The 25,744-nt window shown below is 63.8% G+C and carries 24 protein-coding genes; 8 read left to right on the plus strand and 16 right to left on the minus strand.

Annotation, left to right across the window (positions count from 1 at the left end):
* Positions 1 to 49: 49 nt before the first annotated feature.
* From CQ12_RS31270 to CQ12_RS31285, 4 genes are all read right to left on the minus strand, one after another.
* Positions 50 to 979 carry a TAXI family TRAP transporter solute-binding subunit gene (locus CQ12_RS31270; protein ID WP_057839128.1) on the minus strand — a complete coding sequence of 310 codons (930 nt, stop codon included), beginning with the start codon at positions 977 to 979 and terminating at the stop codon, positions 50 to 52.
* A 1,317-nt stretch (positions 980 to 2,296) separates the two neighbouring features.
* Positions 2,297 to 4,186 (minus strand): hybrid sensor histidine kinase/response regulator, encoded by a 1,890-nt coding sequence (locus CQ12_RS31275; protein WP_057839129.1) that lies wholly within the window; start codon positions 4,184 to 4,186, stop codon positions 2,297 to 2,299.
* Positions 4,187 to 4,297: 111 nt separating this feature from the next.
* A complete protein-coding gene (locus CQ12_RS31280) occupies positions 4,298 to 5,068 on the minus strand; it encodes a gamma-glutamyl-gamma-aminobutyrate hydrolase family protein (protein ID WP_057839130.1) in 771 nt (256 codons plus the stop codon).
* A gap of 123 nt (positions 5,069 to 5,191) precedes the next feature.
* Positions 5,192 to 5,917: a hypothetical protein gene (locus CQ12_RS31285; RefSeq protein WP_245310251.1), complete on the minus strand. Its 726-nt coding sequence runs from the start codon at positions 5,915 to 5,917 to the stop codon at positions 5,192 to 5,194.
* 116 nt (positions 5,918 to 6,033) lie between these two features.
* On the opposite strand from CQ12_RS31285, the gene CQ12_RS31290 reads away from it, so the two are divergent.
* Entirely contained in the window at positions 6,034 to 7,161 is a 1,128-nt protein-coding gene (locus tag CQ12_RS31290; protein ID WP_057839160.1) for an AI-2E family transporter, read from the plus strand.
* A 6-nt stretch (positions 7,162 to 7,167) separates the two neighbouring features.
* Here the strand turns inward: CQ12_RS31290 and CQ12_RS31295 are convergent, their stop codons facing one another.
* A complete protein-coding gene (locus tag CQ12_RS31295; protein WP_057839131.1) occupies positions 7,168 to 7,470 on the minus strand; it encodes an antibiotic biosynthesis monooxygenase family protein in 303 nt (100 codons plus the stop codon).
* Positions 7,471 to 7,674: 204 nt separating this feature from the next.
* On the opposite strand from CQ12_RS31295, the gene CQ12_RS31300 reads away from it, so the two are divergent.
* Positions 7,675 to 9,828, plus strand: a complete 2,154-nt coding sequence (locus tag CQ12_RS31300) for a carboxypeptidase-like regulatory domain-containing protein (RefSeq protein ID WP_063799848.1) — start codon at positions 7,675 to 7,677, stop codon at positions 9,826 to 9,828.
* Positions 9,829 to 9,834: 6 nt separating this feature from the next.
* Here CQ12_RS31300 and CQ12_RS31305 read toward each other — a convergent pair whose 3' ends face one another.
* The 7 genes from CQ12_RS31305 to CQ12_RS31335 form a co-directional block, all read right to left on the minus strand.
* Positions 9,835 to 10,071: a hypothetical protein gene (locus CQ12_RS31305; RefSeq protein WP_057839133.1), complete on the minus strand. Its 237-nt coding sequence runs from the start codon at positions 10,069 to 10,071 to the stop codon at positions 9,835 to 9,837.
* Between the two features lie 139 nt (positions 10,072 to 10,210).
* Positions 10,211 to 11,179, minus strand: a complete 969-nt coding sequence (locus CQ12_RS31310) for a Bug family tripartite tricarboxylate transporter substrate binding protein (RefSeq protein WP_057839134.1) — start codon at positions 11,177 to 11,179, stop codon at positions 10,211 to 10,213.
* A gap of 54 nt (positions 11,180 to 11,233) precedes the next feature.
* On the minus strand, positions 11,234 to 12,364 hold the full coding sequence (locus CQ12_RS31315; RefSeq protein ID WP_057839135.1) for an iron-containing alcohol dehydrogenase: 1,131 nt from the start codon (positions 12,362 to 12,364) through the stop codon (positions 11,234 to 11,236).
* An 11-nt stretch (positions 12,365 to 12,375) separates the two neighbouring features.
* Positions 12,376 to 13,416 carry a 4-hydroxythreonine-4-phosphate dehydrogenase PdxA gene (gene pdxA, locus CQ12_RS31320; protein ID WP_057839136.1) on the minus strand — a complete coding sequence of 347 codons (1,041 nt, stop codon included), beginning with the start codon at positions 13,414 to 13,416 and terminating at the stop codon, positions 12,376 to 12,378.
* Entirely contained in the window at positions 13,413 to 14,525 is a 1,113-nt protein-coding gene (locus CQ12_RS31325; protein WP_057839161.1) for a four-carbon acid sugar kinase family protein, read from the minus strand. Before CQ12_RS31325 ends, pdxA begins: the two co-directional genes overlap by 4 nt.
* A 2-nt stretch (positions 14,526 to 14,527) precedes the next feature.
* Positions 14,528 to 15,976: an FAD-binding oxidoreductase gene (locus tag CQ12_RS31330; protein WP_057839137.1), complete on the minus strand. Its 1,449-nt coding sequence runs from the start codon at positions 15,974 to 15,976 to the stop codon at positions 14,528 to 14,530.
* Between the two features lie 26 nt (positions 15,977 to 16,002).
* Positions 16,003 to 16,926 (minus strand): dihydrodipicolinate synthase family protein, encoded by a 924-nt coding sequence (locus tag CQ12_RS31335; RefSeq protein ID WP_057839138.1) that lies wholly within the window; start codon positions 16,924 to 16,926, stop codon positions 16,003 to 16,005.
* A 134-nt stretch (positions 16,927 to 17,060) separates the two neighbouring features.
* Between CQ12_RS31335 and CQ12_RS31340 the strand changes: the two genes are divergently transcribed.
* Positions 17,061 to 17,882: an IclR family transcriptional regulator gene (locus CQ12_RS31340; protein ID WP_057839139.1), complete on the plus strand. Its 822-nt coding sequence runs from the start codon at positions 17,061 to 17,063 to the stop codon at positions 17,880 to 17,882.
* A gap of 24 nt (positions 17,883 to 17,906) precedes the next feature.
* On the opposite strand, the gene CQ12_RS31345 is transcribed toward CQ12_RS31340, so the two are convergent.
* From CQ12_RS31345 to CQ12_RS31360, 4 genes are all read right to left on the minus strand, one after another.
* Positions 17,907 to 19,124 (minus strand): GGDEF domain-containing protein, encoded by a 1,218-nt coding sequence (locus CQ12_RS31345; protein WP_057839140.1) that lies wholly within the window; start codon positions 19,122 to 19,124, stop codon positions 17,907 to 17,909.
* Between the two features lie 235 nt (positions 19,125 to 19,359).
* On the minus strand, positions 19,360 to 19,836 hold the full coding sequence (rpsI, locus tag CQ12_RS31350; protein ID WP_057839141.1) for a 30S ribosomal protein S9: 477 nt from the start codon (positions 19,834 to 19,836) through the stop codon (positions 19,360 to 19,362).
* A 1-nt stretch (position 19,837) separates the two neighbouring features.
* Entirely contained in the window at positions 19,838 to 20,302 is a 465-nt protein-coding gene (rplM, locus tag CQ12_RS31355) for a 50S ribosomal protein L13 (protein ID WP_057839142.1), read from the minus strand.
* A gap of 154 nt (positions 20,303 to 20,456) precedes the next feature.
* The gene (locus CQ12_RS31360) at positions 20,457 to 20,885 is read right to left on the minus strand and encodes a PaaI family thioesterase (RefSeq protein WP_057839143.1); all 429 of its coding nucleotides are present in this window, start codon (positions 20,883 to 20,885) and stop codon (positions 20,457 to 20,459) included.
* A gap of 87 nt (positions 20,886 to 20,972) precedes the next feature.
* Between CQ12_RS31360 and CQ12_RS31365 the strand changes: the two genes are divergently transcribed.
* The 5 genes from CQ12_RS31365 to CQ12_RS31385 all read left to right on the plus strand — a co-directional run bounded on the left by CQ12_RS31365 (position 20,973) and on the right by CQ12_RS31385 (position 25,714).
* Positions 20,973 to 21,797: an enoyl-CoA hydratase gene (locus CQ12_RS31365; RefSeq protein ID WP_057839144.1), complete on the plus strand. Its 825-nt coding sequence runs from the start codon at positions 20,973 to 20,975 to the stop codon at positions 21,795 to 21,797.
* 126 nt (positions 21,798 to 21,923) lie between these two features.
* Entirely contained in the window at positions 21,924 to 22,508 is a 585-nt protein-coding gene (locus tag CQ12_RS31370) for a CoA-binding protein (protein WP_057839145.1), read from the plus strand.
* Positions 22,509 to 22,660: 152 nt separating this feature from the next.
* A complete protein-coding gene (locus CQ12_RS31375; RefSeq protein WP_057839146.1) occupies positions 22,661 to 23,941 on the plus strand; it encodes an O-acetylhomoserine aminocarboxypropyltransferase in 1,281 nt (426 codons plus the stop codon).
* 222 nt (positions 23,942 to 24,163) lie between these two features.
* Positions 24,164 to 24,721 (plus strand): hypothetical protein, encoded by a 558-nt coding sequence (locus CQ12_RS31380; RefSeq protein WP_057839147.1) that lies wholly within the window; start codon positions 24,164 to 24,166, stop codon positions 24,719 to 24,721.
* Positions 24,722 to 24,757: 36 nt separating this feature from the next.
* Positions 24,758 to 25,714, plus strand: a complete 957-nt coding sequence (locus CQ12_RS31385) for an NUDIX hydrolase (protein ID WP_057839148.1) — start codon at positions 24,758 to 24,760, stop codon at positions 25,712 to 25,714.
* The last annotated feature ends 30 nt before the right edge of the window (positions 25,715 to 25,744 follow it).

Below are 25,744 nucleotides of genomic sequence, written 5' to 3' on the forward strand. Positions count from 1 at the left end.
GATGCCCGATCACCAAGGAGGCAGACGATGTGCGCGAGGGCCCGTCCAACTAGCGCACGATCTTGATATTCGGGCCCTTTGGCTTGGGCTGCGACTGCTCCTGCGTTGCCGCTACACATTCATACTGCGGCCACTTCGGTAGCCGCTCATCGAGATTGACTTCGCGCCATTTCGGATGGCCGTTCACATCCAGCCAACCCTTGTTCTCGCGGATAATCTGGGCCACTTTGGCCACGTTCTGGCACTGCTCGCCGGCGTAGCTGAACGTGATCAGAACGGCTTTGACCGCCACCGTTCTCACCTCGGATTCCTGCCATTTGTACGTACCCGCCGGGATGACTGTCGTCAGATAGCTGTCGAGGGCTTTGTCGTCGACGGCGAGAAGCTGGAATTTATCGTCGACCGTCGTGTTCTCTGAAAACAGCGTTGCCGGCGCGCCGGCTACATAGAACATTGCATCAATTTCGCCCTTGCGCAGCGCCTCCAGCGCTTCCTTGCCTCCGAGAAATACCTCTTTCGAAGGCGTGACTCCCGTCTGGAAGAAAATCGTCTTTGCGGTCAGGTACGTGCCACTTCGTTGCGGACCTATCGCAACACGTTTGCCGTGCAGGTCGTTCAGCGTTTTCAGGGAGAGATCACCGAGGACATGGACCTCCTCCTTGTAAAGCGGATAAACGGCAGCAAGCTTGGCGGCGATAGCTTTCAGTTCATTGTCGTCAGAAATGTCGCGGATATAGTCGAGCACATCCGACTGCACGATACCGAGTTGGACACCGCGCTTCCTGCGAACGTCGAATACGTTCTGAATGGAGCCGGCCGATTCAAGAACCTGCAAGGAGACGCGGCTCGGTTCGGCGATCTTCTTGATGTCCTCGCCAATCTTGATGTAGGTGCCGGTTGCCCCGCCTGTGACAATTCCCATCTGCGTGCCAGACGAGAGGGACATAGCAAGCACAATGGCCAAAACGGGAAGCTTCATCACTTACAACCTTGCGTTATAACCATGTCACAAATCGCGTATTATGGTGGCGCGTCACGCGCACGTTCAGGTTTCCGATGTGGAACTTTGCTCGCTTGGCCGGCGAGCCTGGCTTGATGAACCCCAGGCGGCGCGGGGATATTCCCGCCTTTGCTATTCGTTTTTCTTCATTCATCAGCTCGATCACGCGTTTCATAACGTGACGGATGACGTCGGCCGGATACGGGAACCTATGAACTGACGGCTACGCGACGGGAGTGCGGCGATTTCAGGAGAGATAGTTGTGGCGGATCAGGTGAGATAATTGCGGCGAGTCTAGGGCGCAACCGCAGGAAAAGTCTACCTCCGGCTGTCTCTACCTCCGGCTGTCCAATGTTCCGTCCCACTGCCGTCAGTCTCGGCATCGTCGCGCATCCGTAGGGCGGGCAAAGGCGCGTCAGCGCCGTGCCCACCATCGATCGCCGTGTGCGATTCCGATGGTGGGCACGCTGTCGCTTTGCCTACCCTACGGCCTGCGAACTGATTTGCCTCCCGCTCAAAGCGCAATCTCGCGGCGCACGCTGCGACAAATCAACACGACGCCAAATCACTTCTGATTTTCCGAAGTCGCGTCAATCCCGGGAAGCAAAAATATTCCGCTTAACATGCAGGGCAAATCAGCGGCATGACTCTGCCTGTCTCACCCGATTGAGGGGCGGCTCGCGATCGTCACGAACGTGCGGTGAGATGCGATGGACGCAGATGGCGCGCTGGACGTACGCGCCGGAAGCGTACGGTGAAGTCGTGTGGTTCGGGCGCCGCGGTGCTGGCGTTAAGTTGGCGGGAAGTGTCCCGCCGATGACGGAGGCAAAAGAGCCGTTCTCCGGGAAGAGCACGAAGTAAGCCGTAAAGCCATTGCGCAGGGAAGGCCGGGATGCTCCCGCTGTACCTGTATGCTCGTGTGCACCTTTTGCTATGCGCAACGGCACGCGAGACCTCGGGTGCAGCAAGCACCCGGTCTTCCCTGCGCCCTCTGAATGCGAGGGCGGAAGATCCTTGAGCACAACTCGGACAGCCTATGTCGCGAGATCGCAAACGCACACTCAGTCGTCATCGCCCGGCTTGCCGCCTCCGCTAAAGCTACGGCGGGCCAAGAGGGGAAAGCCTCGGCGAAGCCTTGGCGTAGCCGGGAGCGGGCGACCCAGTATTCCAGAGACGTCAGTGATTGAACCGAGAAGCCGCAGCGTACTGGATCCCCGCCTTCGCGCGGATGACAGTCGTTGTAGTGCTTCGGCACATCACCGCAATGACAGCAAGGCGCACCTCTGTCGAAATAATCTACTCCCGCTTCGGCGGATTCTCCTTCAAGAACCGCTCTACGTCCTCCTGCACCGAATATGGCAGCGGGATCGGATCGCCCTGATGGTCGATCGCGCGATCGAGGCAGAGGCGGACCATGCGCGCCAGTTCGGCCTTGCGATAGGGTTTTGCGAGCAACAGCACGCCCTCGCCGGGCCGTTTGTCCAGGTCGAACGCACCGAAGGTGTTGCCGGAGGTATAGAGCACCCGGAGCGGCGTGCGCAGTTCGGCGACCTTTTGCGCGAGCTGCCGGCCGTTCATGGCACCAGGCATGACGATGTCGGTGAACAGGAGATCGAACGGCGTGCCGGCGTTGATCAGTTCGAGCGCCTGCGCCGCGTTGGCGGCGGCAATGACCTTGTAGCCGAGGCTTTCGAGCCGGCCGATGACATGCGCGCGGACGACATCGTCATCCTCCACGCAGAGGATGGTTTCCGTTCCGCCGCGCAGCTCTCCATCCGGCGGCGCGGCACCGGCTTGCGGCATCTCCAAAGCCTCCGCGTTGGCCTTCGGCAGATAGATGCGGAAACAGGCGCCCTTCCCCTCCTCGCCGTCGACCACGACGCCGCCGCCGGACTGTTTTGCGAACCCAAACACCATGCTCAAACCGAGGCCGGTGCCGGTGCCGAACTGCTTGGTCGAAAAGAACGGCTCGAAAACCTTGTCGCGGATCGCGGCCGGAATACCGGCGCCGCTGTCGATGACCTCGATGGTGACGTAATCGCCGGGGCCGAGCCCGGCCAATTCGGCATCACTATCCTCGCGCGCAAAATTCGCGGTCCTGAACAGAAGCCTGCCGCCCTCGGGCATGGCGTCGCGGGCGTTGATCGCAAGATTGACCAGCGCAGAGGAGAGCTGGCCACGGTCGACCAGCGCCGGCCAGGCCCGATCGCTGAGCGCCGTCTCGATCTCGATCTGACGTCCGAGCGTTGGAGACAGCAGTTGCACCACCTCCTCGATCAGGCCGTTGACGTCGGTCTCGCGCGGCCGCAGCGGCTGTTTGCGGGCAAAGGCGAGCAGGTTGGCGGTGAGCTGGGAGGCGCGACCGGCGGCATCATCGATCATCCGAACGATCGAAGCGAGCGCGGCATCGTGCTTGACGCCATCGGCCAGGATTTCGATCGTGCCTGTGATCACGGTCAGCATGTTGTTGAAGTCGTGGGCGATGCCGCCGGTCATTTGCCCGACCGATTCCATCTTCTGCGCCTGGAACAGTTGCTCCTCCGCGGCGCGCTTGGCGGTGATGTCCCTGACGAAGGCGTTGACGATGTGGCCCTCGCCGCGGCGCAGCGCGGTAAAAGAGACCTCGGCGAAGAATTCGCGGCCGTCCTTTTGCAGCAGCGGCGTTTCATATCGTCCGCCGACCCCGCTGCCTTCGGCCTCGCTCAGGAACCGATCGAGCCATTGCCGGTACAATACGCGCAGCGGTTCCGGAAACAGAAGTTCTTCCACGCTCCTGCCGACGGCCTCGGCGCGGGTCCACCCCATCAAGGCCTCGGCGTGTGGAGACCAGTTGAGGACGACGCAGCGTTCATCGGTCTGGACAAAGGCATCGAGCGCGCCTTCGATGATGGCTTGCCCCATTTCGCTGTCGATCGTTGTCCGGTGCGAACGTTCCTGCTCCGGACCATTGCGAATATCCGCGATCTCAGCAGCGTCGGGCCGTTTGAGCCGAAGTCCCGCAAATCCGCCCGCAACCGCAAGCACACCGGCGGCCGCAGCGCCCGCCAGCGCGGCGCCGACGATTGTCGCCAGCGCCCCGACCGGCGGAGCACGTGTCGCCAAATAATAGGTCACGGCGTTCACGACGCAGGACGTCACGACGACCAGCAAAACCATCGCCAGCGCGAGACGTCCAGGTTGCGTCATGGCAGCTCTACCAATCTGGGGATGATGAGAAATTTAACCGACTTCCGGGACCCGATCTCATCTTTTCCGCCCCGTAAAATTACGGATCGGACCGGCGACAGCGTCCCCCGATCAATTCGCCCGGTTATGCGCCTTGAGCGCCGTCCCGAATGCTTCAAACAAGGCGCGGTTAATCGGGTTGCGTTGCGGGTCGTATTCGGCGTGCCACTGGACGCCGAGCGCAAAGCTCGCGGCGTCCGCGATCCTGATAGCTTCGATGGTGCCGTCCTCGGCAATGCCCTCGATGACGACGCGCTCGCCGGGTTCGAGGATGCCCTGGCCATGCAACGAATTGACCCGGATGGTTTCGCAGCCGAGCAGACTTGCAAAGGTACCACCCGGCGTGAGGTGGACGTCATGACGGTCGGCGAACACTACTGTCGGGTCGGGATGTATCTCGCCGTTCTCCAGCCGGGGCATGCGGTGGTTCATGCGACCCGGGATCTCGCGGATTTCCGGATGCAGCGAGCCGCCGAAGGCGACGTTCATCTCCTGCAGGCCGCGGCAGATGCCGAAGATCGGCACACCCCGGGCGACGCAGGCCTCTGTCAGCGCCAACGCGACGTCGTCGCGATGGATGTCGTAGGGCTCGTGCTTCTCATGCGGCTCGGTCTTGAAGCGGGTCGGATGAACATTGGCGCGGGCGCCGGTCAGGATCACCCCGTCGACGACGTCGAGCAGCGCGCCGATGTCGGTGATCTCCGGCGAGCCCGCAAACATCAGCGGCAATGCGCCGGCGACGTCGGTGACCGCGCGCAAATTGCGTTCTCCGACCATCTGGGTCTGGAAACGATTTTCGACGCGATAGGCGTTCCCGATCACACCGACGACGGGTCGTCTCATCGCAAGTTTTCCGCTGTCATCGTCCTGTGCAGGGATCTTCTGGGTTGGGTCATGATTGGAGAAGATAATGCCTGTGGCGCGGCTGCGGATCAATATCCGCAGGGCGGCAGCGGAGCTGGCTTGCTATTTTCGCGTGAAGGCCTCCCGGGCGTCGATCCCGTCGACCCCGGGCAAACCGGCCGCCTGGAGCGCCGTAGCGGCCGGATTGCCGGTATTACCCAGCCAGGGCAATTTGGCCTGGATTCCGCGCGTGACCGGCTCGCCCAGCGCGCCGCCGAAATCGAGCGGCCAGTACCCGTTCGGCACCACCTCAGTCGATATCCCCTGCAGGCGATAGCCCTTGCCGAGCACCGCTTCGGCATCGTCGGGCGCCACCGTCCGCGCAGTGCCGGGTGTGGCCGGGTCGGCAAAGCTGACGAGCACGGGAATCAATTCGCCCTTCACCGGCACGATTCCGGTCTGCCGGCTCATCTCGCTGAACGGCACACGCTTGCCGGCGGCCGCGCCATAGGCACGCAAGGCCACATAGTTGATGTCATCGAGCACGAGCTTGTTGTCGACATGGGCGAGCAGCGCGACGAGGTTCCTGCCCTGCCCGAGATCGACGAAAACGGCGTCGCCGAGGGTGCGGGTCTGGCCGCGGCGGCTATAGCTGCGGTCGGGATGGACGGCCACGACGCCGGATGCCGATTTGCGCCCCTCCGGGGTCTCGACCTCGACCGTGAGGCGATATTTGTGGGCGGGCCGGTTGATCCTGATCTGGTCGCCGATCACCAGCGCCGCCAGCAGCGCAAGCGGACCGAACCATTTGAAACTCATGCGGTCCTCGCCGGGGTCATATCGGTTCATGCACCGCTTGGCATACCTGACGCGGCAGCGTCAAACCGGCGCGTGCGCTGGCGCTTGATCCCGGCGGCGTTTTGTCGAAAGACTGGCCGGTCAATGTCTCGCGAGAAGGAATCAACGTGACAGGTCCGGCTGACAATCGCCTTCAGGCCCGCAGCGACATGGCGTGGGCGATCTCGGTCGGGGGCATCGGCGTGGTGCTGTTCGCCGCGATGCTTGCGTTCACCTGGCACTTTGCCGCGACGCTGTTTTTGATCTTTTCCGGCATGCTGCTCGGCGTTGCCCTCAATGCCATGAGCAATTTGCTCGGGCGCGTGGTGCGGCTGCCGCATGCGCTGCGGCTGACGACGGTCTGCCTGGTGGTCGCGGGCATGCTGTCCGGCATCCTCTTTCTCGGCGGCACCACGATCGCCCAGCAGACGACGGCGCTGAGCAAGACGCTCAAATCGCAGCTCGTCAGCGTCAAGGGCTTTCTCGACCAGAACGGTATCGACACCAGCTTCTTCGATTTCGGCACGCTGTCATCGACGTCGGACGACGGCTCGCCGGCCCCCGCCGCACCGCCGACGCCGCACGCGCTTCCGAGCGCCGGCACGATTGCAGCCAGCGGCGGCGCGATCTTCAGCCAGAGCCTGAAACTGGTTCTGGGCACGGCCAGCGCCGTCGGAAACTTCTTCATCGTGCTGTTTCTGGGGATCGCATTCGCGACCCAGCCGAGCGTCTACCGCGACGGACTGTTGTTCATGGCACCCGCCAAGCATCGCACGCGCGCGGTGGCAATCGTCGACCGGATCGGCGAGACGCTGGAGCGCTGGCTGATCGCGCAGATCATCACCATGGTCGCGGTGTTTCTCGTGACCTGGATCGGGCTATCGGTCATCGGCATCCAGAGTTCGTTCATCCTGGGCATCCAGGCAGGCCTTCTCGCCTTCATCCCGACGGTCGGCGCGATCCTCGGCGGGCTGATCGTGGTGCTGGCGAGTCTTGCGTCGGGATGGGTCGCCGCCCTCTCCGCCTTCATCCTGTTCCTCGGCGTGCATGCGCTCGAAAGCTACGTGCTGACGCCGATCATCCAGCGCCAGGCGCTGGATATTCCACCCGCCACGCTGTTTGCGTTCCAGATCCTGCTCGGCGTCGTCTTCGGCATCTGGGGGCTGGCGCTCGCACTGCCGCTGATGGCGATCGCCAAGGTGATGATCGACCACTTCAAGGCAGAAGCCGCGCCGGCGCAGGTGGTGGCGGCCTGAAAGGCCTCAGTCCGCCGTGGTCAGCACCGTCTCGGTATGCTCGACCTCGGGGGGCGAAGCAAAATACGGCCCGACCAGCGCGCGCCAGGCGGTGAAATCCTCCGAGCCGCGGAAGTCGACGGTGTGGTTTTCCAGCGTCTCCCACTTCGCCACCAGCCGGTAGCGCTGCGGCTTCTCGATCGATTTATGCAGCTCGAACCCCTTGCCGCCCTTGGCGCGCAGGAACAGCGGGCGCGCCTTGGCGACGGCCGCTTCAAAATCCTTCTCGGTGCCCGGCTTGACGTCGATTTGTGCGATTTCAGTGATCATCGGTTACGCCTTCTCATGAGAATGGCCGTGTCTAACCCAGCTGCCCGAAAAGAAAAAGGCGGACACGCAAGCGCTGCTGCGGCGCACACCGGCCGCGCAGCATGAGGAAATCGCGCGCGTGACATGCTCCCGCCTCAACCCTCGTTTGATGTACGCTTGCGCCACATGACGAGCGGCAAGCTCGCGGTCACGGGGAGAGAAACGATGAATCTCGATCGGGCCTTATTCGCATTCACCTTGGCAGTATCGGCAGGTGCGCTCAGCTTGATGCCGCCACCATCCCACGCGCAGCAGCCGGTGGCGGTCGCGATCGACAATGACGATATCGGCGGCGTGGTGCGCGGTCCCAACGGGCCGGAGGCCGGCGTCTGGGTCATTGCTGAGACCAATGAGTTGCCGACGAAGTTCGCCAAGATCGTCGTCACCGACGATCAGGGGCGCTACGTGATCCCTGACCTGCCACCGAACGTGAACTACACGATCTGGGTCCGCGGCTATGGCCTCGTGGATTCGCCGAAGCTGCGGGCCAAGCCCGGCCAGCAGGTCAATCTCACGGCCGTCCCGGCGCCGAACGAGGCGGCTGCGGCGCACTACTACTCGGCGATCTACTGGTACACGATGATGAAGATCCCGCCGGCGAAGGATTTCGGCGGGACGACCGAGATCCCGAAGGAGATCACACAGGACCTCTGGCGCCAGCGCATGAACAATGTCGACTGCATCGGCTGCCATCAGCTCGGCCAGGAATCCACGCGCACGATCCCCGGCGCATTCGGTGAATTCAAATCCGGCGAAGAAGCCTGGATGCGTCGCGTCTCCGCAGGGCAGACCGGTGAATGGATGGTGAACCGGCTCGCCGGGCAAATGGGCGGCGTGCCATTCAAATATTTCGGCGACTGGACCGACCGGGTCGCGAAGGGAGAGTTGCCGAAATCCAAGCCGCCGCGGCCGGCCGGCATCGAGCGCAACGTCGTCGTCACGTCCTGGGAATGGGCGACCGAAAAACACTTCGTCCACGACCTGATCTCCTCGGACCGGCGCTATCCGACCGTCAACGCTTACGGCCCGCTGTTCGGGGCGAACGAATATTCGTCCGACGACATGCCGATCCTCGATCCCAAAACGCACAAGGTGACGTTCTCAAAAATGCCGGTCGCCGATCCCAATGCGCCGGAATCGTTCGGCCCGCCGCTCCATGGCACGGCCCTGCTCAATCCGGTCAGTCCCTCGGCCTATTGGGGTGACGAAAAGATCTGGAGCCAGCGGACCAACAATCACAACAGCATGTTCGACAGGAAGGGCCGCGTTTGGCTGGCGGCGGCCGTGCGCGGCATTGAAAATCCGGCGTACTGCAAGAAGGGCTCCGACCACCCGTCGGCGAAGGCCTTCCCGCTCGAACGTTCGGGACGGCAGGTGACGGTGTTCGATCCCAAGACCCAGAAGTACAGCTTCGTCGATACCTGCTTCGGCACCCATCACCCGCAATTCGGTTACGATGCCGACGATACGCTGTGGGTCTCGGGCACCGGCCCGGTCGCTGGCTGGGTCAACACCAAGCAATGGGACGAGACCGGCGACGCCGTCAAAGCACAGGGCTGGGCGCCGTTCGTGCTCGACACCAACGGCAACGGCAAGGTCGACGAATACACCGAACCAGGCAAGCCGGCGGAGGCCGGCAAGGACATGCGGGTCGCGGGCTCGGGCCCCTACGCCGTGATGCCGCATCCGACCGACGGCTCGGTCTGGTACACCGTCAACGTCTTCGTCGGCCAGCCCGGCTTCATGCGCTTCGATCCGAAGACCAAGCTGTCCGAATTCTACGCCATCCCGAAGGAAGGCATCGGCGTTCGCGGCGGCGACATCGACAAGAACGGCGTGCTGTGGGGCTCGGGCTCGAACGGCAGCCTGATCCGCTTCGATCGCAGCAAATGCAAGGCGCCGCTGAACGGGCCGGAGGCGACCGGCAACCACTGCCCGGAAGGCTTCTCATATTTCAAGTATCCGGGACCCGGCTTCGAAGGCTTTGAAACCTCCAGCGCCGAGGCGAGCTATTACACCTGGGTCGATCACCACAATACGGTCGGCCTCGGCGAGAACATCCCAATCTCCACTGCCAACCTCAACGACGGCTTCGTCGCCTTCAAGGACGGGCAGATGGTGATGCTGCGCATCCCCTATCCGCTCGGCTTCTTCGCCAAGGGCCTCGACGGTCGCATCGACGATCCGAACGCGGGATGGAAAGGCCGCGGTCTCTGGAGTTCGAGCGGCGATCGGACGCCGTGGCTGATGGAGGGAGGCAAAGGCTCAAAGCCGCGGGCGGTGCACATTCAGGTGCGGCCCGATCCGTTGGCAAAGTAAAGGATTCTAGCTGAACAGAAGGGCCGCGCCGGCCACCATCAGCGCGCAGCCGATGAACAGAATGGCAGGCCAGCGCATTCTGCGCTGATCATAACGCCCCTGCGCACGGCGCTCGGTGATGAGCGCCATCTCGTATTCTTCCGAGGTCGAGAACATGCAACCGAAACCGCCGCGGGCGGAGGCTGCGGCCGCTTCGAGCGACATCAGGGCAGCCTGTGGGTTTGGTTGGCGGTGTGAATCCATAAGCAAATGATATGGACGGAATGGTAAACGGGAGGTTACCACACCGTCTCCATCCGGAGATCAATTCAAAAGTTTTGAATTAGTCTCCGGACGTATCGCCTTGTTCGTACGCGATGTTTGCGAAAGCGCCGATAGCGCCCTACTCCAGCTTGATGTTGGCGGCCTCGATGACCTTCTTCCACCGCGCCGTCTCGGACGCGATGTAGGCCGCGAACGCCTGGGAATCGAGCGCCATGGCATCGGCGCCGAGTTCGGCCATCTTCTGCACCGTCTCCGGCTGCTGCATGAACGCCCGGATCTCCGCCGACAGCTTTTCGACGATCGGCTTCGGCGTGGCGGCGGGAACGAAGAAGCCGTGCCAGGCGACCGCCTCGAAGCCGGGCAGATGCTCGGCGACGGTGGGAAGGTTCGGATCGAACGAGGCGCGCTTGGGCGTCGCAGCCGCGATCAGCGCAAGCTTGCCATCCTTGGCTTGGGGCAGAAGCAGCGGCACGTTGTCGAAGGCAAGGTCGATCTGGCCGCTGATCAGATCCGTCAGCATCGTGCTCGAGCCCTTGTAGGGCACATGCACCATCTTGGTACCGGTCATCTGCTGGAACAACTCCGCCGCGAGATGCTGCGAGGTGCCGACGCCAGCCGAACCGAACGAGACCTTGTCCGGGTTGGCCTTCAGGTACGCGATCAGATCCGGCAGCGTCCGCGCCTTGATCTTGTCGGGATTGACGACGAGCACGTTGGGAACCATGCTGATCTGGACGATCGGCTGCAGATCCTTGTCGGGCTGATAGCTGAGCTTCGGACCGTACAGCGACGGGTTGATCGCCAGCGCAGACGTGCTGGCGAGGCCCAGGGTCAAGCCATCAGGCGCCGAGCGCGCCAGCCGCGTGACACCGACGATGCTGCCGGCGCCGCCGACATTTTCGACCACGAACGGCTTGCCGAGCTTGGCCTGAAGATGATTGGCGACCATGCGCGCGAAGATATCGGCGGTGCCGCCGGCGGCGAAGGGAACGATCACGCTCACCTGCCTGGAGGGATACGCGTCCTCCCCCTTCGCGGGAGCCGTCAGCAGCATCGCCGACGCAAGAATAAGCCACATTGATCTCATCGAAGTTTCCTCTGCTTGTTATTGGTTACTGCCGCCCTACCCGTAGCGAGTTGGCTAAAATGCCGTCTCGTACATCTTCAAAATTTCGTCGCGGGAGAGATCGCGCGGATTGTTGTCGAGCAGGCGGCGAATGGCATGCGCCTCATCAGCCATGGCGCCGAGATCGTCCCTGGGCACGCCGAGCGCGGACAGGCGCATCTCGATGCCGAGATCGGCACAGAATTGATAGGTGGCGTCGAACGCGGCCGCGGGAACGTTGCGTTCCGGCAGGCCGAGCGCATGCAGCACCGCGACCGTCTTTACCGACGTCTCCGGCATGTTGAACGCCAGCGTATGCGGAAAGATCACCGCGCAGGCGAGGCCATGCGCCACATGGTGCCGCGTGCCGAGCGGATAGGCCACGGCATGACCGGCCGTCGTATTCACGGGGCCGAGGCAATAGCCGCCATAGAGCGACGCCAGCGCCAGGCCCGCACGGGCCTCGCGATCGCTGCCGTCGGCAACGGCGCGCCGCAGGTAGCGTCCGACCAGCCGCGCCCCGTCGATCGCGTAGAGGTCGATCGCGGGATGCGCCTTGCGGCTGGTGTAGGCCTCGACGCAATGTGCCAGCGCGTCGACACCGGTTGCCGCCGTGACATCCCGCGGCACGGTCATCGTCAGGTCGGGATCGACGATGGCGATATCGGCCAGCATGAAGCGGCTCTGCACCGCGAGCTTGTTGCGGCTCGCCGGATCGGTGACGAGCGCGCGGGTGCCGGCTTCGCTGCCGGTCCCCGAGGTGGTCGGAATCTGCATCAGCGCGACGCTACGGCCGCCAACCTTCTCGGCGCCCACGATGTCGGCAAAGGCCGCTTCACCCGTGCAGAGCACGGCGACCAGCTTGGCGAGATCCATCGCGCTGCCGCCGCCGAAACCGACGATGAGGTCGGGCGCGGCCTCGCGCGCCATCGCCACCGCCTTTTCGAGGTTGGGCAAATCCGGCTCGGGCTTCACGTCGCCGAACACCTTGACGGCACCCGGCAGTGCCAGCTGGTCGACGCGGCGCGCGTTGAAGGGATCCGAGATTACCAATGGCCGTCGCGCGCCGATCCGCTCCGCGAAGCGCGCTGCCGCGGCGATGGTCCCACATCCGAACTCGACGGTGGTGGGACGAAGGATTTCGATCGGCGTGAAGGAATTGGTCATTGGACGTCCGGCTATTGCTTGGAAGATGGAGAAATGCCGCCGGCCAGGCGCTCGGCGTAGTCGATGGCCTCGATCAGGCTGTGCTCGTTGGCGATGCCTTTACCTGCGATGTCGAAGGCGGTGCCGTGGTCGACGGAGGTCCGGATGATCGGCAAGCCCAGCGTGATGTTGACGCCGGAAAGCTCCTGCCAGCGGCCGGTCGCGGGATCGACCTGGAAGCCGAGCAGCTTTACCGGGATGTGTCCCTGGTCGTGATACATCGCGACCGCGGCGTCGAACTGGCCGGCGCGAAGCTTGACGAAGATGGTATCGCCGGGCACCGGGCCGACGACATCGAGGCCATCGGCAACCGCCTTGGCGATGGTCGGCGCCGAGACGTCGATATCCTGCCGGCCGAACAATCCGCCTTCGCCGGCATGCGGATTGAGCGCCGCAATGGCGATCTTCGGGCGCGCGATGCCAAGCCGCAACAATGCGTCGTTGGTGAGGTCGATCACCTGGCGCAGCCGCTCCGGGGTCAATCGCTTCGGCACGTCCTCCAGCGCCACATGGGTCGAGACATGGCTGACGCGCATGTTGCCATGGGCCAGCAGCATCACCGAGCCGCGCACGCCGGTGAGATGCGCCAGCATCTCGGTGTGTCCCGGATAGTGGAAGCCCGCCTTGTTGAGCGCTTCCTTGTTCAAGGGCGCCGTGACGATCGCTGCGGTCCGGCCAGCCTGCGTCAGCCGCACGCCCTGCTCCACTGCCTTGTACGCGAAGCGTCCGCCATCGGCGCTCAGCACGCCCGGGTGGATCGGCGTGCCTTCGGCGTCGGCTTGCAGAAAGCAGAGGTTGGGCCAGTCGCGGTCGTCAGCGTTCACTTGCGGAATCGCAACGCTGGCGCCGAGCGCAGCCTTGGCGCCCTCCAGAGCGACGCTGCTGCCGATGATCAGCAGGCGCAGATCGCCCTTTGCGATCCGCTCCTGCAATCCGATGCAGGCCTTGACGATGATCTCGGGACCAATCCCGGCCGGGTCGCCCATGGTGATCGCAAGATGGCGAGAGGTCATGTCAGTTTCCCTGTGCTGAGCAATTGATTGTCATGGAGCAGATCGCGCCATAGCTCCCTTGTACCAAACGCTCCGGATTTGGAGATCACGTCAACGCCGGCCCAGCGGCCGCCCTGCAGAATCGAGCGCGGCAGCCCCGGCACGAGCCGTCCGTTGACCTGCAACGCCTGTGCACCAAGCGCGACACAGACCGCCTTCAACGTCTCGCCACCCGCAACGATCAGCGTGCCGGGCGCATCAAGCGCTGCCATCAGCGCGGTCATTTCGCGCGCGATCCGCCGGGCGGCCTCGGCGCGCGACAGGCCTTCGGCAAGCGAAAACTTGACCAACGCCACGCCGTCGTCGGCAAGCTTGCGCTGCACCCGCGCCGCACCTCCGGCCTCGCCTTCGGCAAGCGCGACGAAAGCCTCGCCGCACGCCTCAAGCTGGGATGCGGTAACGACCTGATCGGAGCCAAAAAAACCGAGCACTGGCTTCTTCAAACGTCGAGATACCTCGGCACGGCTGCCACGCGCCAGGGCACCGGCCAATCCGCCGCTCCCGCACCACAGGACGGGCGCGGCCAGCCGCCGTCCCATCTCGACTACGTGATCGAGGTCGCTGTCGCTCTCCGCGTCGAAAATCTGAACGCCGCCATGTGACAGCGTATCGAGTCGGCCTTGCCGGGCGTCGATGCGTTCCGCGTGGAGTTGGGCCAGAAGGTTGGCGCCGACCGGATACCAGTCTCCCTCCGGCGTGCGTGCGAATTGCTGACCGTCGCAGGTGCGGCGACCCTGGTACTCGAAGGCCGGCGCAACAACGCACGCTGCCCAATGACCGCTGCGCAGGCAGGCGCCGAGTTCGGCGGCCCACGCGCCGCGCAACAGGCTATCGACCTTCTTGTAGGCAATCGTGCCTTCACCAAGCAGCGGCGCCAGCCGTTCGACGATCTCGACGCTCTCTGCCTTGGCAAGCTCGCGCGTTCCGCTATCGATCGCAAGACTTCGCGACTTGTCTGTCGAGAGCGCCACCGGCCAGGTCACGTCGAACGGTCCGCACAGCCCGACGAACTCGGCCGCGGTGTCGAGCGCACCGGTGAGGTCGTCGGCGAGGAGGCGGACGCTCGTCATCGTCATGCCGCTCCTGCGCGCTTGTTCGCGAAGATCTTGTCCGGATTCATCAGGCCGTTCGGGTCGAGCAGTTGCTTGACGCCGCGCATCAGGTCGATATCGAGCGGATCGGCCACGCGCGCGAGCCGGCCGCGATTGGTGATCCCGATGCCGTGCTCGGCGCTGATGGCGCCACCCTGCGCCGCCGTCTCGTTGTCGACGATCTCGTTGATCTCCGCCACCAGGTCAGCCGTCGTCGCGGGGTCGCTGCACCGATCGCGGTCGATCAGGGCGACCACGTGAATATTGCCGTCGCCGATATGGCCGTGCATCACCACGCGCGCATGCGGGACGGCCGCCATAATCCTGGCCTCGACATTGGTGACGAACGCGGCCTGCCGCTCCAGCGGAACCACGCTGTCGTGCGACACTACATAGCCGCTGCGCTTGTTGCCTTCGGACACGCTGTGCCGCACCGCCCAGATCGCCTTCGCCTGCGCGAGGCTCGATGCGAGCACGGCATCTTCGGCAAGGCCCGCATCCATCGCGTCCGACAGCACGGTGGCCAAGGGATCGTTGAGGTCGATCCCGGCCAGCGTGTCGGTCAGTTCGACGATCAGGTACCACGGCGTGGTGAGTTCGAAGGGAATGGTGACATGCGGCACGGTCTCGGCGATCGCCTCGATCTGGCTCCGCGACATGATTTCAAGGCTGCCGAGCCGGTCGCCGACCGCACCGCGCAGGCGCTGCATGATCTGCAGGGCCTGCTCGACGTTCTGCAGCTTGAGCAGCGCCAGAGCCGAGCTGCGCGGCGGCGCAAACAGTTTCAGCACCGCGGCCGTGACAATGCCGAGCGTCCCCTCCGCACCGATGAAGAGCTGCTTGAGCGCATAACCCGTGTTGTCCTTGCGCAGCGCGCGCAGGCCGTTGAAGATGCGTCCGTCCGGCAGCACCACTTCCAGCCCGAGCACCAGATCGCGCATCGGTCCGTAGCGCAGCACCGCCGTGCCGCCGGCATTGGTGGAGATATTGCCGCCGATCTGGCAGGAGCCCTCGGCGCCGAGGCTCAACGGAAAATAACGGTCCACCGCCGTGGCCGCGGCCTGCACCTCGGCGAGGATGCAGCCGGCCTCAACTGTAATGGTGTTGGCGAGCGGGCTGACATCACGCACGCGCCGCAGGCGGTCGAGCCGGATTACGACATTGAACGCGCCGTCGTCAGGTGTGGCGGCGCCGCACATGCCGGTGTTGCCACCCTGGGGGACGATAGAGAGCCGCTTGTCGACACAATAGCGGACGACCGCGGCCACCTCGGCGGTCGAGCCGGGCTTGACGACCGCAACAGCATGGCCGCGATAGCGTCCGCGCCAGTCCACCACATAGGCCTCCTGATCACCGGTGGAATCGATGACGTAATTGTCGCCGACGATCGCCTTCAATTCAGCAAGCACATCCTGGAAGGATTCGGGCATCGGATCGCCTCGTCGCCGGCGTCGCGCTAGGCGACCGCCGCGGCATTCGCGCCGGCGTTCGCAAGCAGCTCTTTCAGATAGGAAGCCGGCAGCGACTCGAGCGGTGGCCGCAGGCGCTGCCATCCGGGATGGCCGGTGCGCTCGGCGACCAGCGCCTTCAGCGAGGCCATCTGCGAGAATCGTGAGACAAGCTCGCGCGCCTTCACGATGCGCGCCTGTGCCGCGGCGAGGTCGGCGTCATCGTCGCCCTTGCCGAAATGCCGGTAGACATGGGCAAGGTCGCGCGCGACGAGGTTGGAGGTCGCGGTGATGCAACCCGCTCCGCCCTTGCGCAATAGCGGCAGGAGCAGCGGATCCGCGCCGGTCAGCACCGAGAAGCCCGGGAAGCGCTCGACCATCGCGGTCATGTTGGCGAAGTCGCCGGAGGAATCCTTGATACCGACGAAGGTCGTCGGATAGGCCGCCCGCAACCGCTCGATCAAGGCATGCGAGATCGGCTGCATCGACATCTGCGGAATATGGTAGAGCACGATCTTGAGCCGCGCATCGCCAAGCCGCTGCACGACTTCGCTGTAGGAGGCGTAGACGCCATCGTCGGTGACGCCCTTGTAGTAGAATGGCGGGAGCATCACCACGGTATCGACGCCGACCGAGAGCGCATGACGCGTCAGCGCAATGGTGTCGCTGAGCGCCGCGACGCCTGTTCCGGGCAGTAGCCGGTTCGGCGCGATGCCGTCGCGTACGACGGCCTCGAGCAGCGCCGTGCGTTCACTGACCGAAAAGGAGTTGGCCTCGCCGGTGGTGCCGAGCATCGCGATGCCGTCGCAGCCCTCGCTCAGGAGATAGCGGCAATGCGCGACGAAGCGTGCGTGGTCGGGGCTGAGCTCGGCGTCGAGCGGCGTCAGCGCGGCGCAGAACACGCCATGAGGATGCAGGGATGATGTCGACAAAGGTTCCTCCGATCGCCCGAATGCTATTGTTCGGAATGCGAACATTTGTTATATTTGCTGCACTCTCCTAGAGCCGGACCGGCGTTGCCGTCAAGGGCCGCCGGCCAGCGTTCTTGCAAGTGGGCATTGACGAGATGGCAAAGACCTCGAAGCGCGCACCGGCGACCGCGCCGAAAAATCCGAAGAACTATGTCGCATCCGTCGGCAAGGCGTTCGCCGTGCTGCAGAGTTTTTCCAGCGACGCCTTCGAATTGACGCTCAGCGAGATTGCCGCGCGCGCCGAGCTTGATCGCGGAACAGCGTTCCGGCTGATCCAGACGCTGATCGAGCTCGGTTATCTGCAACCCGTCCCGCAGAGCCGCCGGTTCCGGCTCGGCGTCGCCTGCCTCGATCTCGGCTACACGGTGCTGTCAGGCGGAACGCTGCGCGCTTTGGCCGAGCCGTTGCTGCGCGACCTCGTGCCAGCGGTGAGCGACGCAGCCTCGCTCGGCGCGCTCGACGGAAGCGACGTGATCTACCTCGCCCGCGTCGGCACCGGCCTCGACCGGCACAAGATGGACCGCCGGCCCGGCGCGCGCATTCCGGCTTACAGCGCCGCCCTCGGCCATATCCTGCTGGCGCACCTGCCGCGAGACGAGCAGATACGCCGGCTGGAATTGCGACCGCGCATCAAATTGTCGGAGCGGACGCTAACGGATCTCGATGCCCTGCTCGACCGGCTCGATCTGGTGAGGCGGCAGGGCCACGCGATCTCCGACGGCGAAAACGCCTACGGCCTGCGCACGCTGGCAGCGCCGATCTTCGATGCGCAAGGTTCGGTGACGGCCGGCTTGAGCGTGACGGTCGATGCGACGCGCATGGAGATGACGGCGTTCCGCGACCAGGCCCTGCCCCCACTGACGCGTGTCGCGGCCGTCGTGCAGGATCTCGCAATCAAGGCCGGCCTGTCGAACTAGCGGCGCGGCGCTGCCCGCAACGCCCTAGGTCGTTGCCGTCGCCTGCCGTGCGGAAGCCGCGCGACCGGCGCTCTTGCGCCGCCACTTCTCCAGCGACAGCGGCAATTCTTCCGCGGCCTCGACCCGGTTACGGCCGGTGCGTTTGGCCTGATAGAGCGCGGTGTCGGCCGCCGCCAGCAGCACCTCGAGTTCCGTGCCCGCCGGGCCGCCGGCAACGCCGATGCTGACAGTGGTGACGACCGGACCTTCCTCGCAGACGATGTTGGACGCCTCGAACGCTTCGCGCACGCGCTCGGCCACGATCACGCCCTCCTCCAGCGGACACGCCAGCAGCGCCGCGAACTCCTCGCCACCGATGCGCCCCGACAGGTCGCTGATACGCAAACTGCTGACCACCACGGTGGAGAACAGTTTGAGGATTTCGTCGCCGGCGGGATGGCCGAAGCGGTCGTTGATGCTCTTGAAATGGTCGATGTCGAAAATCATCACCGTCACCGGCCGCCCCGCGGCGGCCTCGCGTTCGATCACGCGGTTGCAGGCTTCCGTAAAACCGCGACGGTTCAACATGCCGCTCAGGGGATCGACCGAGGCCGCAGTCTTGTGCACCGTCACGGCGCGGTCGGATACCAACATGAAGATGACGAAGACCGTACCGATCGCATACAGGATCAGTTCGATCGAGAACGCCGTCACCCAGATGCTGCTGGTAAAGGTCTCGTCATGCGGGCGCAGCAGGCTGCCGAGCAGGAGCGGCAGCATCAGCACGCAACCATGCATCACCGGCACGGCAATCGACGGCCAGCGCGACTGCATCGTCCGCCGCCGCTCGTTCCACAATTCGGATGCCGTTAGCGCGGCGTAGATCGCAACGATCGATGCTCCGACGATCAGCCGCATGGCCGGATTCAGCGACGGCAGGGCCAGCATCGTGCCGACCCAAGCGACCGCGCCAAGCACGAGCCCCAACAGATTGGGCTTGCGCCCGAGGAATACGCGCGAGGCGTTCCAGACCATGCCGCACGCGATAAAGCCGACGGCATGCAGCGCCAGCAACAACGGCTCGCCGAGCGCAGCACCGCCGATGGTCCAGATCGCTACCGACGCCGCGCCGAGCAGATAGGCCGATCCCCACCACTTCAGGGCCGGGATGTTGTCCTGTTTGCCGAAAAGAACCAGCATGGCCCCGAGCATGCCGGCAACCATCGTGGCAAACAGATATAGCGTGGAAGTATCGAATGACATGGGCTCACCCGAGCGCGTGTGATGCAACTTGTTCGGCGCGCACTGAAATGCAATTTCAGCGCCATCGCATCGTCGACACTAGGAGGGCCGTGTTCCAATTTCGTGAGTGCGGGTAAGCAAGTTTTCACGAAAATCCGTGGTTACCCATCACCAAATAGTAAGCAAAAAGGGCGCCGATCGGCGCCCTCTTTCGTCTGGTGAATGCAGCAATCCGCTGCAAATTTTAGCGAAGCAATTAGCGCTTCGAGAACTGGAACGACTTGCGCGCTTTCGCCCGGCCGTACTTCTTGCGTTCAACGGTACGGGAGTCGCGGGTCAGGAAGCCGCCCTTCTTGAGCACACCGCGCAGATCCGGCTCGAAATTGGTCAAAGCCTTCGAGATGCCGTGACGCACGGCACCCGCCTGGCCCGACAGGCCGCCGCCCGCGACGGTGCAGATGACGTCGTACTGGCCGTTGCGCGCAGCGGCGACCAGCGGCTGCTGGATCAGCATGCGCAGAACCGGGCGGGCGAAATAGACTTCAACCTCGCGGGTGTTGACCGTGATCTTGCCGGCACCCGGCTTGATCCAGACACGGGCGACCGCGTCCTTGCGCTTGCCGGTGGCATAGGCGCGGCCGTACTTGTCGACCTTCTTGACGTACTTCGGCGCCTCCGGAGACGCCGTCTTCAGCGAAGCCAACTGGTCGAGCGACTGCATGGTATCCGACATCTTATGCGGCCCTCATGTTCTTGCGGTTCATCGAAGCGATATCAACCTTCTCGGGCTGCTGGGCTTCATGCGGATGTTCGGCGCCGGGGTAGACGCGCAGATTGCCCATCTGCACGCGGCCGAGCGGACCACGCGGAATCATGCGCTCGATGGCCTTCTCGACCACGCGCTCGGGGAAACGGCCCTCGAGGATCGACTTCGCGGTACGTTCCTTGATGCCGCCGATGAAGCCGGTGTGCTTGTAGTAGACCTTGTTGTCGCGCTTGCGACCGGTCAGCACCACATGCGCCGCGTTGATGATGATGACGTTGTCACCGCAATCGACATGCGGGGTGTAGGTGGGCAGATGCTTGCCGCGCAGGCGCATGGCGACGAGGGTGGCGAGACGACCGACCACCAGACCTTTGGCGTCGATCAGCACCCACTTCTTGGTCACCTCGGCGGGCTTTGCCGAATAGGTTTTCATGTGAGGAAATCCGTGAAAATGGAAATCGGCGCCAGATGCGCCGAACTGGCGGGTTTCTAGAGAACGGGATGCTGTCCGTCAACGCCAATGTTCGCAAATTATACCAGCAAAAACAACCGCTTAGAAATATGGTGTAATATTACCGCGAAAAACCCTACATGTTTGGAATGGAATAGGTTGCCGTCACATGGGCGATCGGGTCAGGTGACGAACCGGACAACAGGTTGACCTCGCCGACCGCCAGCCGCTTGCCGAGCTTCAACAGCTTCGCCGCAGCCAGCACGTCCTGTCCCGGCTGGCCCTTGCGCAGGAAATTGATGTTGAGATTGGTCGTTACCGCGAGCCCCACCGGGCCGATCGCCGAGAGCAGCACCACATACATCGCAAAATCGGCCATCGCCATCAGCGTCGGTCCCGACACCGTGCCGCCTGGACGCAGCATGCGCTCGTCATAGCGCCGCCGCAGCAGGCAGGTCTCGCCATCGGCGCTCTCGATGGTGATGTCGCCGTCGCTGAAGGCTTGCGGAAATTCCTCGCGGAGGAACTTCTCCAGCTCAGCCACGCTCATTTTCGCTGCCGCCATGCTACCCCTGCCCTCGATTAAGACCGCCTGTTACATTAGGTTGTCAGCAAAGCCCAAAGGAAAATAGTCGGAGTGGAAACCCCGGAAATGCCCGCCCAGACTGCCCGCGCACCCACGCCGCAACCTCCGATCCTGCTGCAGGAAAATGTCGGCACCATCCGCGTGCTCACCCTGAACCGGCCGGCCGCCCGCAACAGCCTGTCGGAGGGCCTGATCGCCGAGTTGCACGGCGCGTTGAAGGACATCCACGACGACAACAGCGTCCGCGCCGTCGTCATCGCAGCCAACGGTCCGGCCTTCTCCGCGGGCCACGACATGAAGGAACTGACCGCCCGACGCAGCGATGCCGATCGCGGTCGCGCCTATTTCGGGCAGATCATGAACGCCTGCAGCGCGATGATGCAGGCCGTCGTACATCTGCCGAAGCCTGTTGTCGCTGCCGTGCAGGGCATCGCGACCGCTGCCGGTTGCCAGCTCGTCGCGAGCTGCGATCTCGCTGTTGCTTCCGAAGCCGCGGGCTTTGCCACCCCCGGCGTCGATATCGGCCTGTTCTGCTCGACGCCGATGGTGGCGCTGTCGCGCAACGTGCCGCGCAAGCAGGCGATGGAGATGCTGCTCACGGGCGAGCCGATTTCGGCGGCGACGGCGAAGAATATCGGGCTCGTCAACCGCGTCGTCGCCGCCGGCACCGAGCGCGATGCCGCAATCGCGCTGGCGCAAAAGGTCGCGCTCAAATCCGCCTATACCGTCAAGCTCGGCAAGGAGGCGTTCTATCGCCAGGCTGAAATGAGTCTTGCCGACGCCTATCGCTATGCGGCGGAGGTGATGACCGAGAACATGATGGCGCGTGATGCCGAGGAAGGCATCGGCGCCTTCATCGAGAAGCGCGAGCCGAAATGGCAGGACAAGTGACGACGTAATTTCTGCGTCGTCATTCCGGGATGGTCCGCAGGACCAGACCCGGAATCTCGAGATTCTCAGGTGCGCAATTGCGCACCATAGTTCGATACTTTGTATCGCCCCGGAACCGGATAGAAAATGAACCACGACAATTACGACGACAACTACATCCGCAGCATCCTCAACGGCGTGAAATCAATCGCGATGGTCGGGGCATCGCCGGTCAATGTGCGGCCGAGCTACTTCGCCTTCAAATACCTGGCGCAGCGCGGCTATGACATGATTCCGGTCAATCCCGGCCATGTCGGCAAGAGCCTGCTCGGAAAACCCTTCGTCGCCTCGCTGTGGGATATCGGCCGTCCCGTCGACATGATCGACATCTTCCGCAATTCCAGCCACATCATGCCCGTCGTCGACGAGGCCCTGACATTGTCGCCGCCGCCGAAGGTGATCTGGATGCAGCTCGGGGCGCGTGATGACGCGGCCGCCGAGAAAGCCGAAGCGGCCGGCCTCAAGGTCGTGATGAACCGCTGCCCGAAGATCGAGTACGGGCGGCTCTCGTCGGAAATTTCATGGATGGGAGTCAATTCGCGCACGCTGAGCTCGAAACGCGCACCGATCCCCACCCAAGGCATGCGGCTGTCGTTGAACCGGATGAGCGTCGGCGGCGGCGCGACGGCCGCATCGGATCGTGCTGCGAAGAACAAAAGCGAGCCGACGTGAAGCAATGCGAGACGATTATTTCCACGATACGATCTAACTAAGCAGACCCGTTTTCAGTTCCCCACCTATCAACGCCTCGCCTTGACGGCGGGCGCGACCACGATCAGCATCGTCAACATATTTCGAGCAAGCCACAGAACAGGACGCACAGAATGACCGACCGTCTCCCGGGATTTTCTACCCTTGCCGTGCACGCCGGCGCGCAGCCCGATCCCACCACCGGCGCGCGGGTGACGCCGATCTATCAAACCACGTCCTTCGTGTTCAACGATGCCGACCATGCCGCCTCGCTGTTCGGGCTGCAGGCATTTGGCAACATCTATACCCGCATCGGCAACCCAACCACCGCCGTGCTCGAAGAGCGCATTGCGGCGCTGGAAGGCGGCACCGCGGCGCTGGCGGTTGCGTCGGGACACGCGGCGCAGGTCGTCGTGCTGCAGCAGTTATTGATGCCGGGCGACGAGTTCATCGCCGCGCGAAAACTTTATGGCGGCTCGATCAACCAGTTCACCCATGCGTTCAAGAGCTTTGGCTGGAACGTGGCGTGGGCCGATCCCGATGACATCGCCAGTTTCGAGCGCGCGGTGACCCCACGCACCAAGGGAATCTTCATCGAATCGATCGCCAACCCCGCCGGCAGCATCACCGACATCGAGGCGATCGCGGAAGTGGCGCGCAAGGCCGGCGTGCCGCTGATCGTCGACAACACGCTGGCGACGCCCTACTTGATCCGCCCGATCGATCACGGCGCCGACATCGTCGTGCACTCGCTGACGAAATTCCTGGGCGGTCACGGCAATTCGCTCGGTGGCATCATCGTCGATGCCGGCACCTTCGACTGGTCGAAGGACAACAAGTATCCGATGCTCAACGAACCGCGCCCGGAATATCATGGCATCCGGATCCAGGAGACGTTTGGCAATTTCGCCTTCGCGATCGCCTGCCGCGTGCTGGGCTTGCGCGACCTCGGGCCGGCGCTGTCGCCGTTCAACGCCTTCATGATCCTGACCGGTATCGAGACCCTGCCGCTGCGCATGCAGAAGCATTGCGAGAATGCCAAGGCGGTCGCGGAATTTCTGGCCGGCCATCCGGCGGTGGCGTCGGTGAACTATTCGGGCCTCGCCAGCGACAAGTACAACAAGCTCGCGCGCAAATACGCGCCGAAGGGCGCCGGTGCGGTGTTCACCTTCAGCCTGAGGGGTGGCTACGACGCCGGCGTCAGCCTGGTGTCGAACCTGCAACTGTTCTCGCATCTGGCCAATGTCGGCGACACCCGCTCGCTGGTGATTCACCCGGCGTCGACCACGCACAGCCAGCTCGACGACGAGGCCAAGGTGCGGTCTGGCGCGGCGCCCGATGTCGTGCGTTTGTCGATCGGCATCGAGGACAAGGAAGATCTGATCGCGGATCTGGAGCAGGCGCTGAGCGTATAGTCTCTTGCGGTCATTCCGGGACGATGCGCAGCATCGAACTATGGTGCGCAATTGCGCACCTGAGAATCTCGAGATTCCCCGGGGTGCAATTGCACCCCTGAGGTCTGGTGCTTCGCACCATCCCGGAATGACAGAATCAGCCTTAGAAATCACAAGCCTCTCGTTAACGCCCATTCCGGCATAAAGTGGCGCTGAACTGCCCTTGATGATTCGGAGCCGACGATGCTGCGCTGGATGACGCCATTCCTGGTCGCGATTTTCGCGGTCGGAACCGCTACGGCCGAAGAGCCCGGAGCTCCGAAGGCCGCCGATAGCCCCGCCGCAGCAAAGCCTGCCGATCCGTCTGCCGCCGCCACGCCAACGGACAACCCGGCAACTGCCAAGCCTGCCGGGATCCCGGCCCCGGTGAAGCGCGCCGACAAATCTGCCGCCAGCAAGCGTGCAGCGGTCCGCGCCGCCAGCAATCTGCCGCCCGGCCTGCCCCGTACCCATTACAATTACCGGACCACCGTCGCCCCGGCCGCAGCTCCCCTCTATGTGCGACGCGGCCGCACCCTGGTGGTCGAGGAGGAAACTCCCGTGCTGTTCGCGCCGATCGACGTGGTGGCCGCCTATGCGCCGCGCATCTTCGGCACGCCGCTCTTGCCGGGATCATCGACACTGTCCGGCTATTACGGGACCAGCCATTCCTACAGTTATGACGGCCCCTATTATGGCGGCCCCTATGAGCCGTATTGGAATCGCCTGCCGTACGCTTGCGGCGTGTACGGATACTGCTAAACGCGCATCAGCCAATAACGGAGACGGACGACCGACGTGGCAGGGGCAACGCGGAAAGCAAGCAAGACGGGCGCAGCCAATGCGATCACGGCGGACCTCGTCGCCGTCCTCGTTGCCGTCACCGACGGCGAGCCGAAGATCATGACCATCGCCAACGACGGCGCGCTGCCGAGCGGGCCGTTCGAATTCGCGCACCGCTCGCTGCAGACGGGATTGCGGGCGTGGGTCGAGGCGCAGACCGGCCACCCGCTCGGCTATGTCGAGCAGCTCTACACCTTCGCCGATCGCGGGCGAGGCGGCGATGCGAAGTCGCCGCATTCGATCTCTATCAGCTATCTGGGACTGACGCGCGAAGACAAGGTCGGCCAGGGTTTTCAGGCGCATTGGTCCGGCTGGTACGAATATTTTCCGTGGGAGGATCAGCGGGCCGGCCTGCCCACTTCGCTCGCAAAGACATTGGCATCGCGGCTGCGAGCGTGGGCAAAATCCGCCGAGACCACGGGCCTGCAGCGCGAACGCTGGCAGCGCGCCGCGATCACCTTCGGGCTCGACGAGCGCGACTGGAACGAGGAACTGGTGTTGCAGCGCTATGAGCTGCTTTACGAAGCCGGCCTCATTCCCGAAGCGGCGCGGGACCGCCGCAGCACCTCGGCGGTCATTCCCGGCCGTCCCATGACCGGCGATCATCGTCGCATTCTCGCCACCGGGATCGCGCGGCTGCGCGCCAAGATCAAATACCGGCCCGTGGTGTTCGAATTGATGCCGGCGGAATTCACCCTGTTGCAACTGCAACGCAGCGTTGAGGCGCTTGCAGGCCGCCTGGTGCACAAGCAAAATTTCCGCCGCCTGATCGAACAGCAGCAACTCGTTGAGGAAACTGGCGCAATCGCCGCCGACACCGTCGGCCGCCCCGCCAAATTGTTCAGGTTCCGCCACGGCGTGCTGGCGGAACGGGCTGTGGCCGGAACCAAGCTCCCGCTATCGCGCACTTGACTTCGATTATGCTCAGGATAAGTATAAGCC

Source organism: Bradyrhizobium jicamae (assembly GCF_001440395.1).
GTDB classification, from domain to species: Bacteria; Pseudomonadota; Alphaproteobacteria; order Rhizobiales; family Xanthobacteraceae; genus Bradyrhizobium; species Bradyrhizobium jicamae.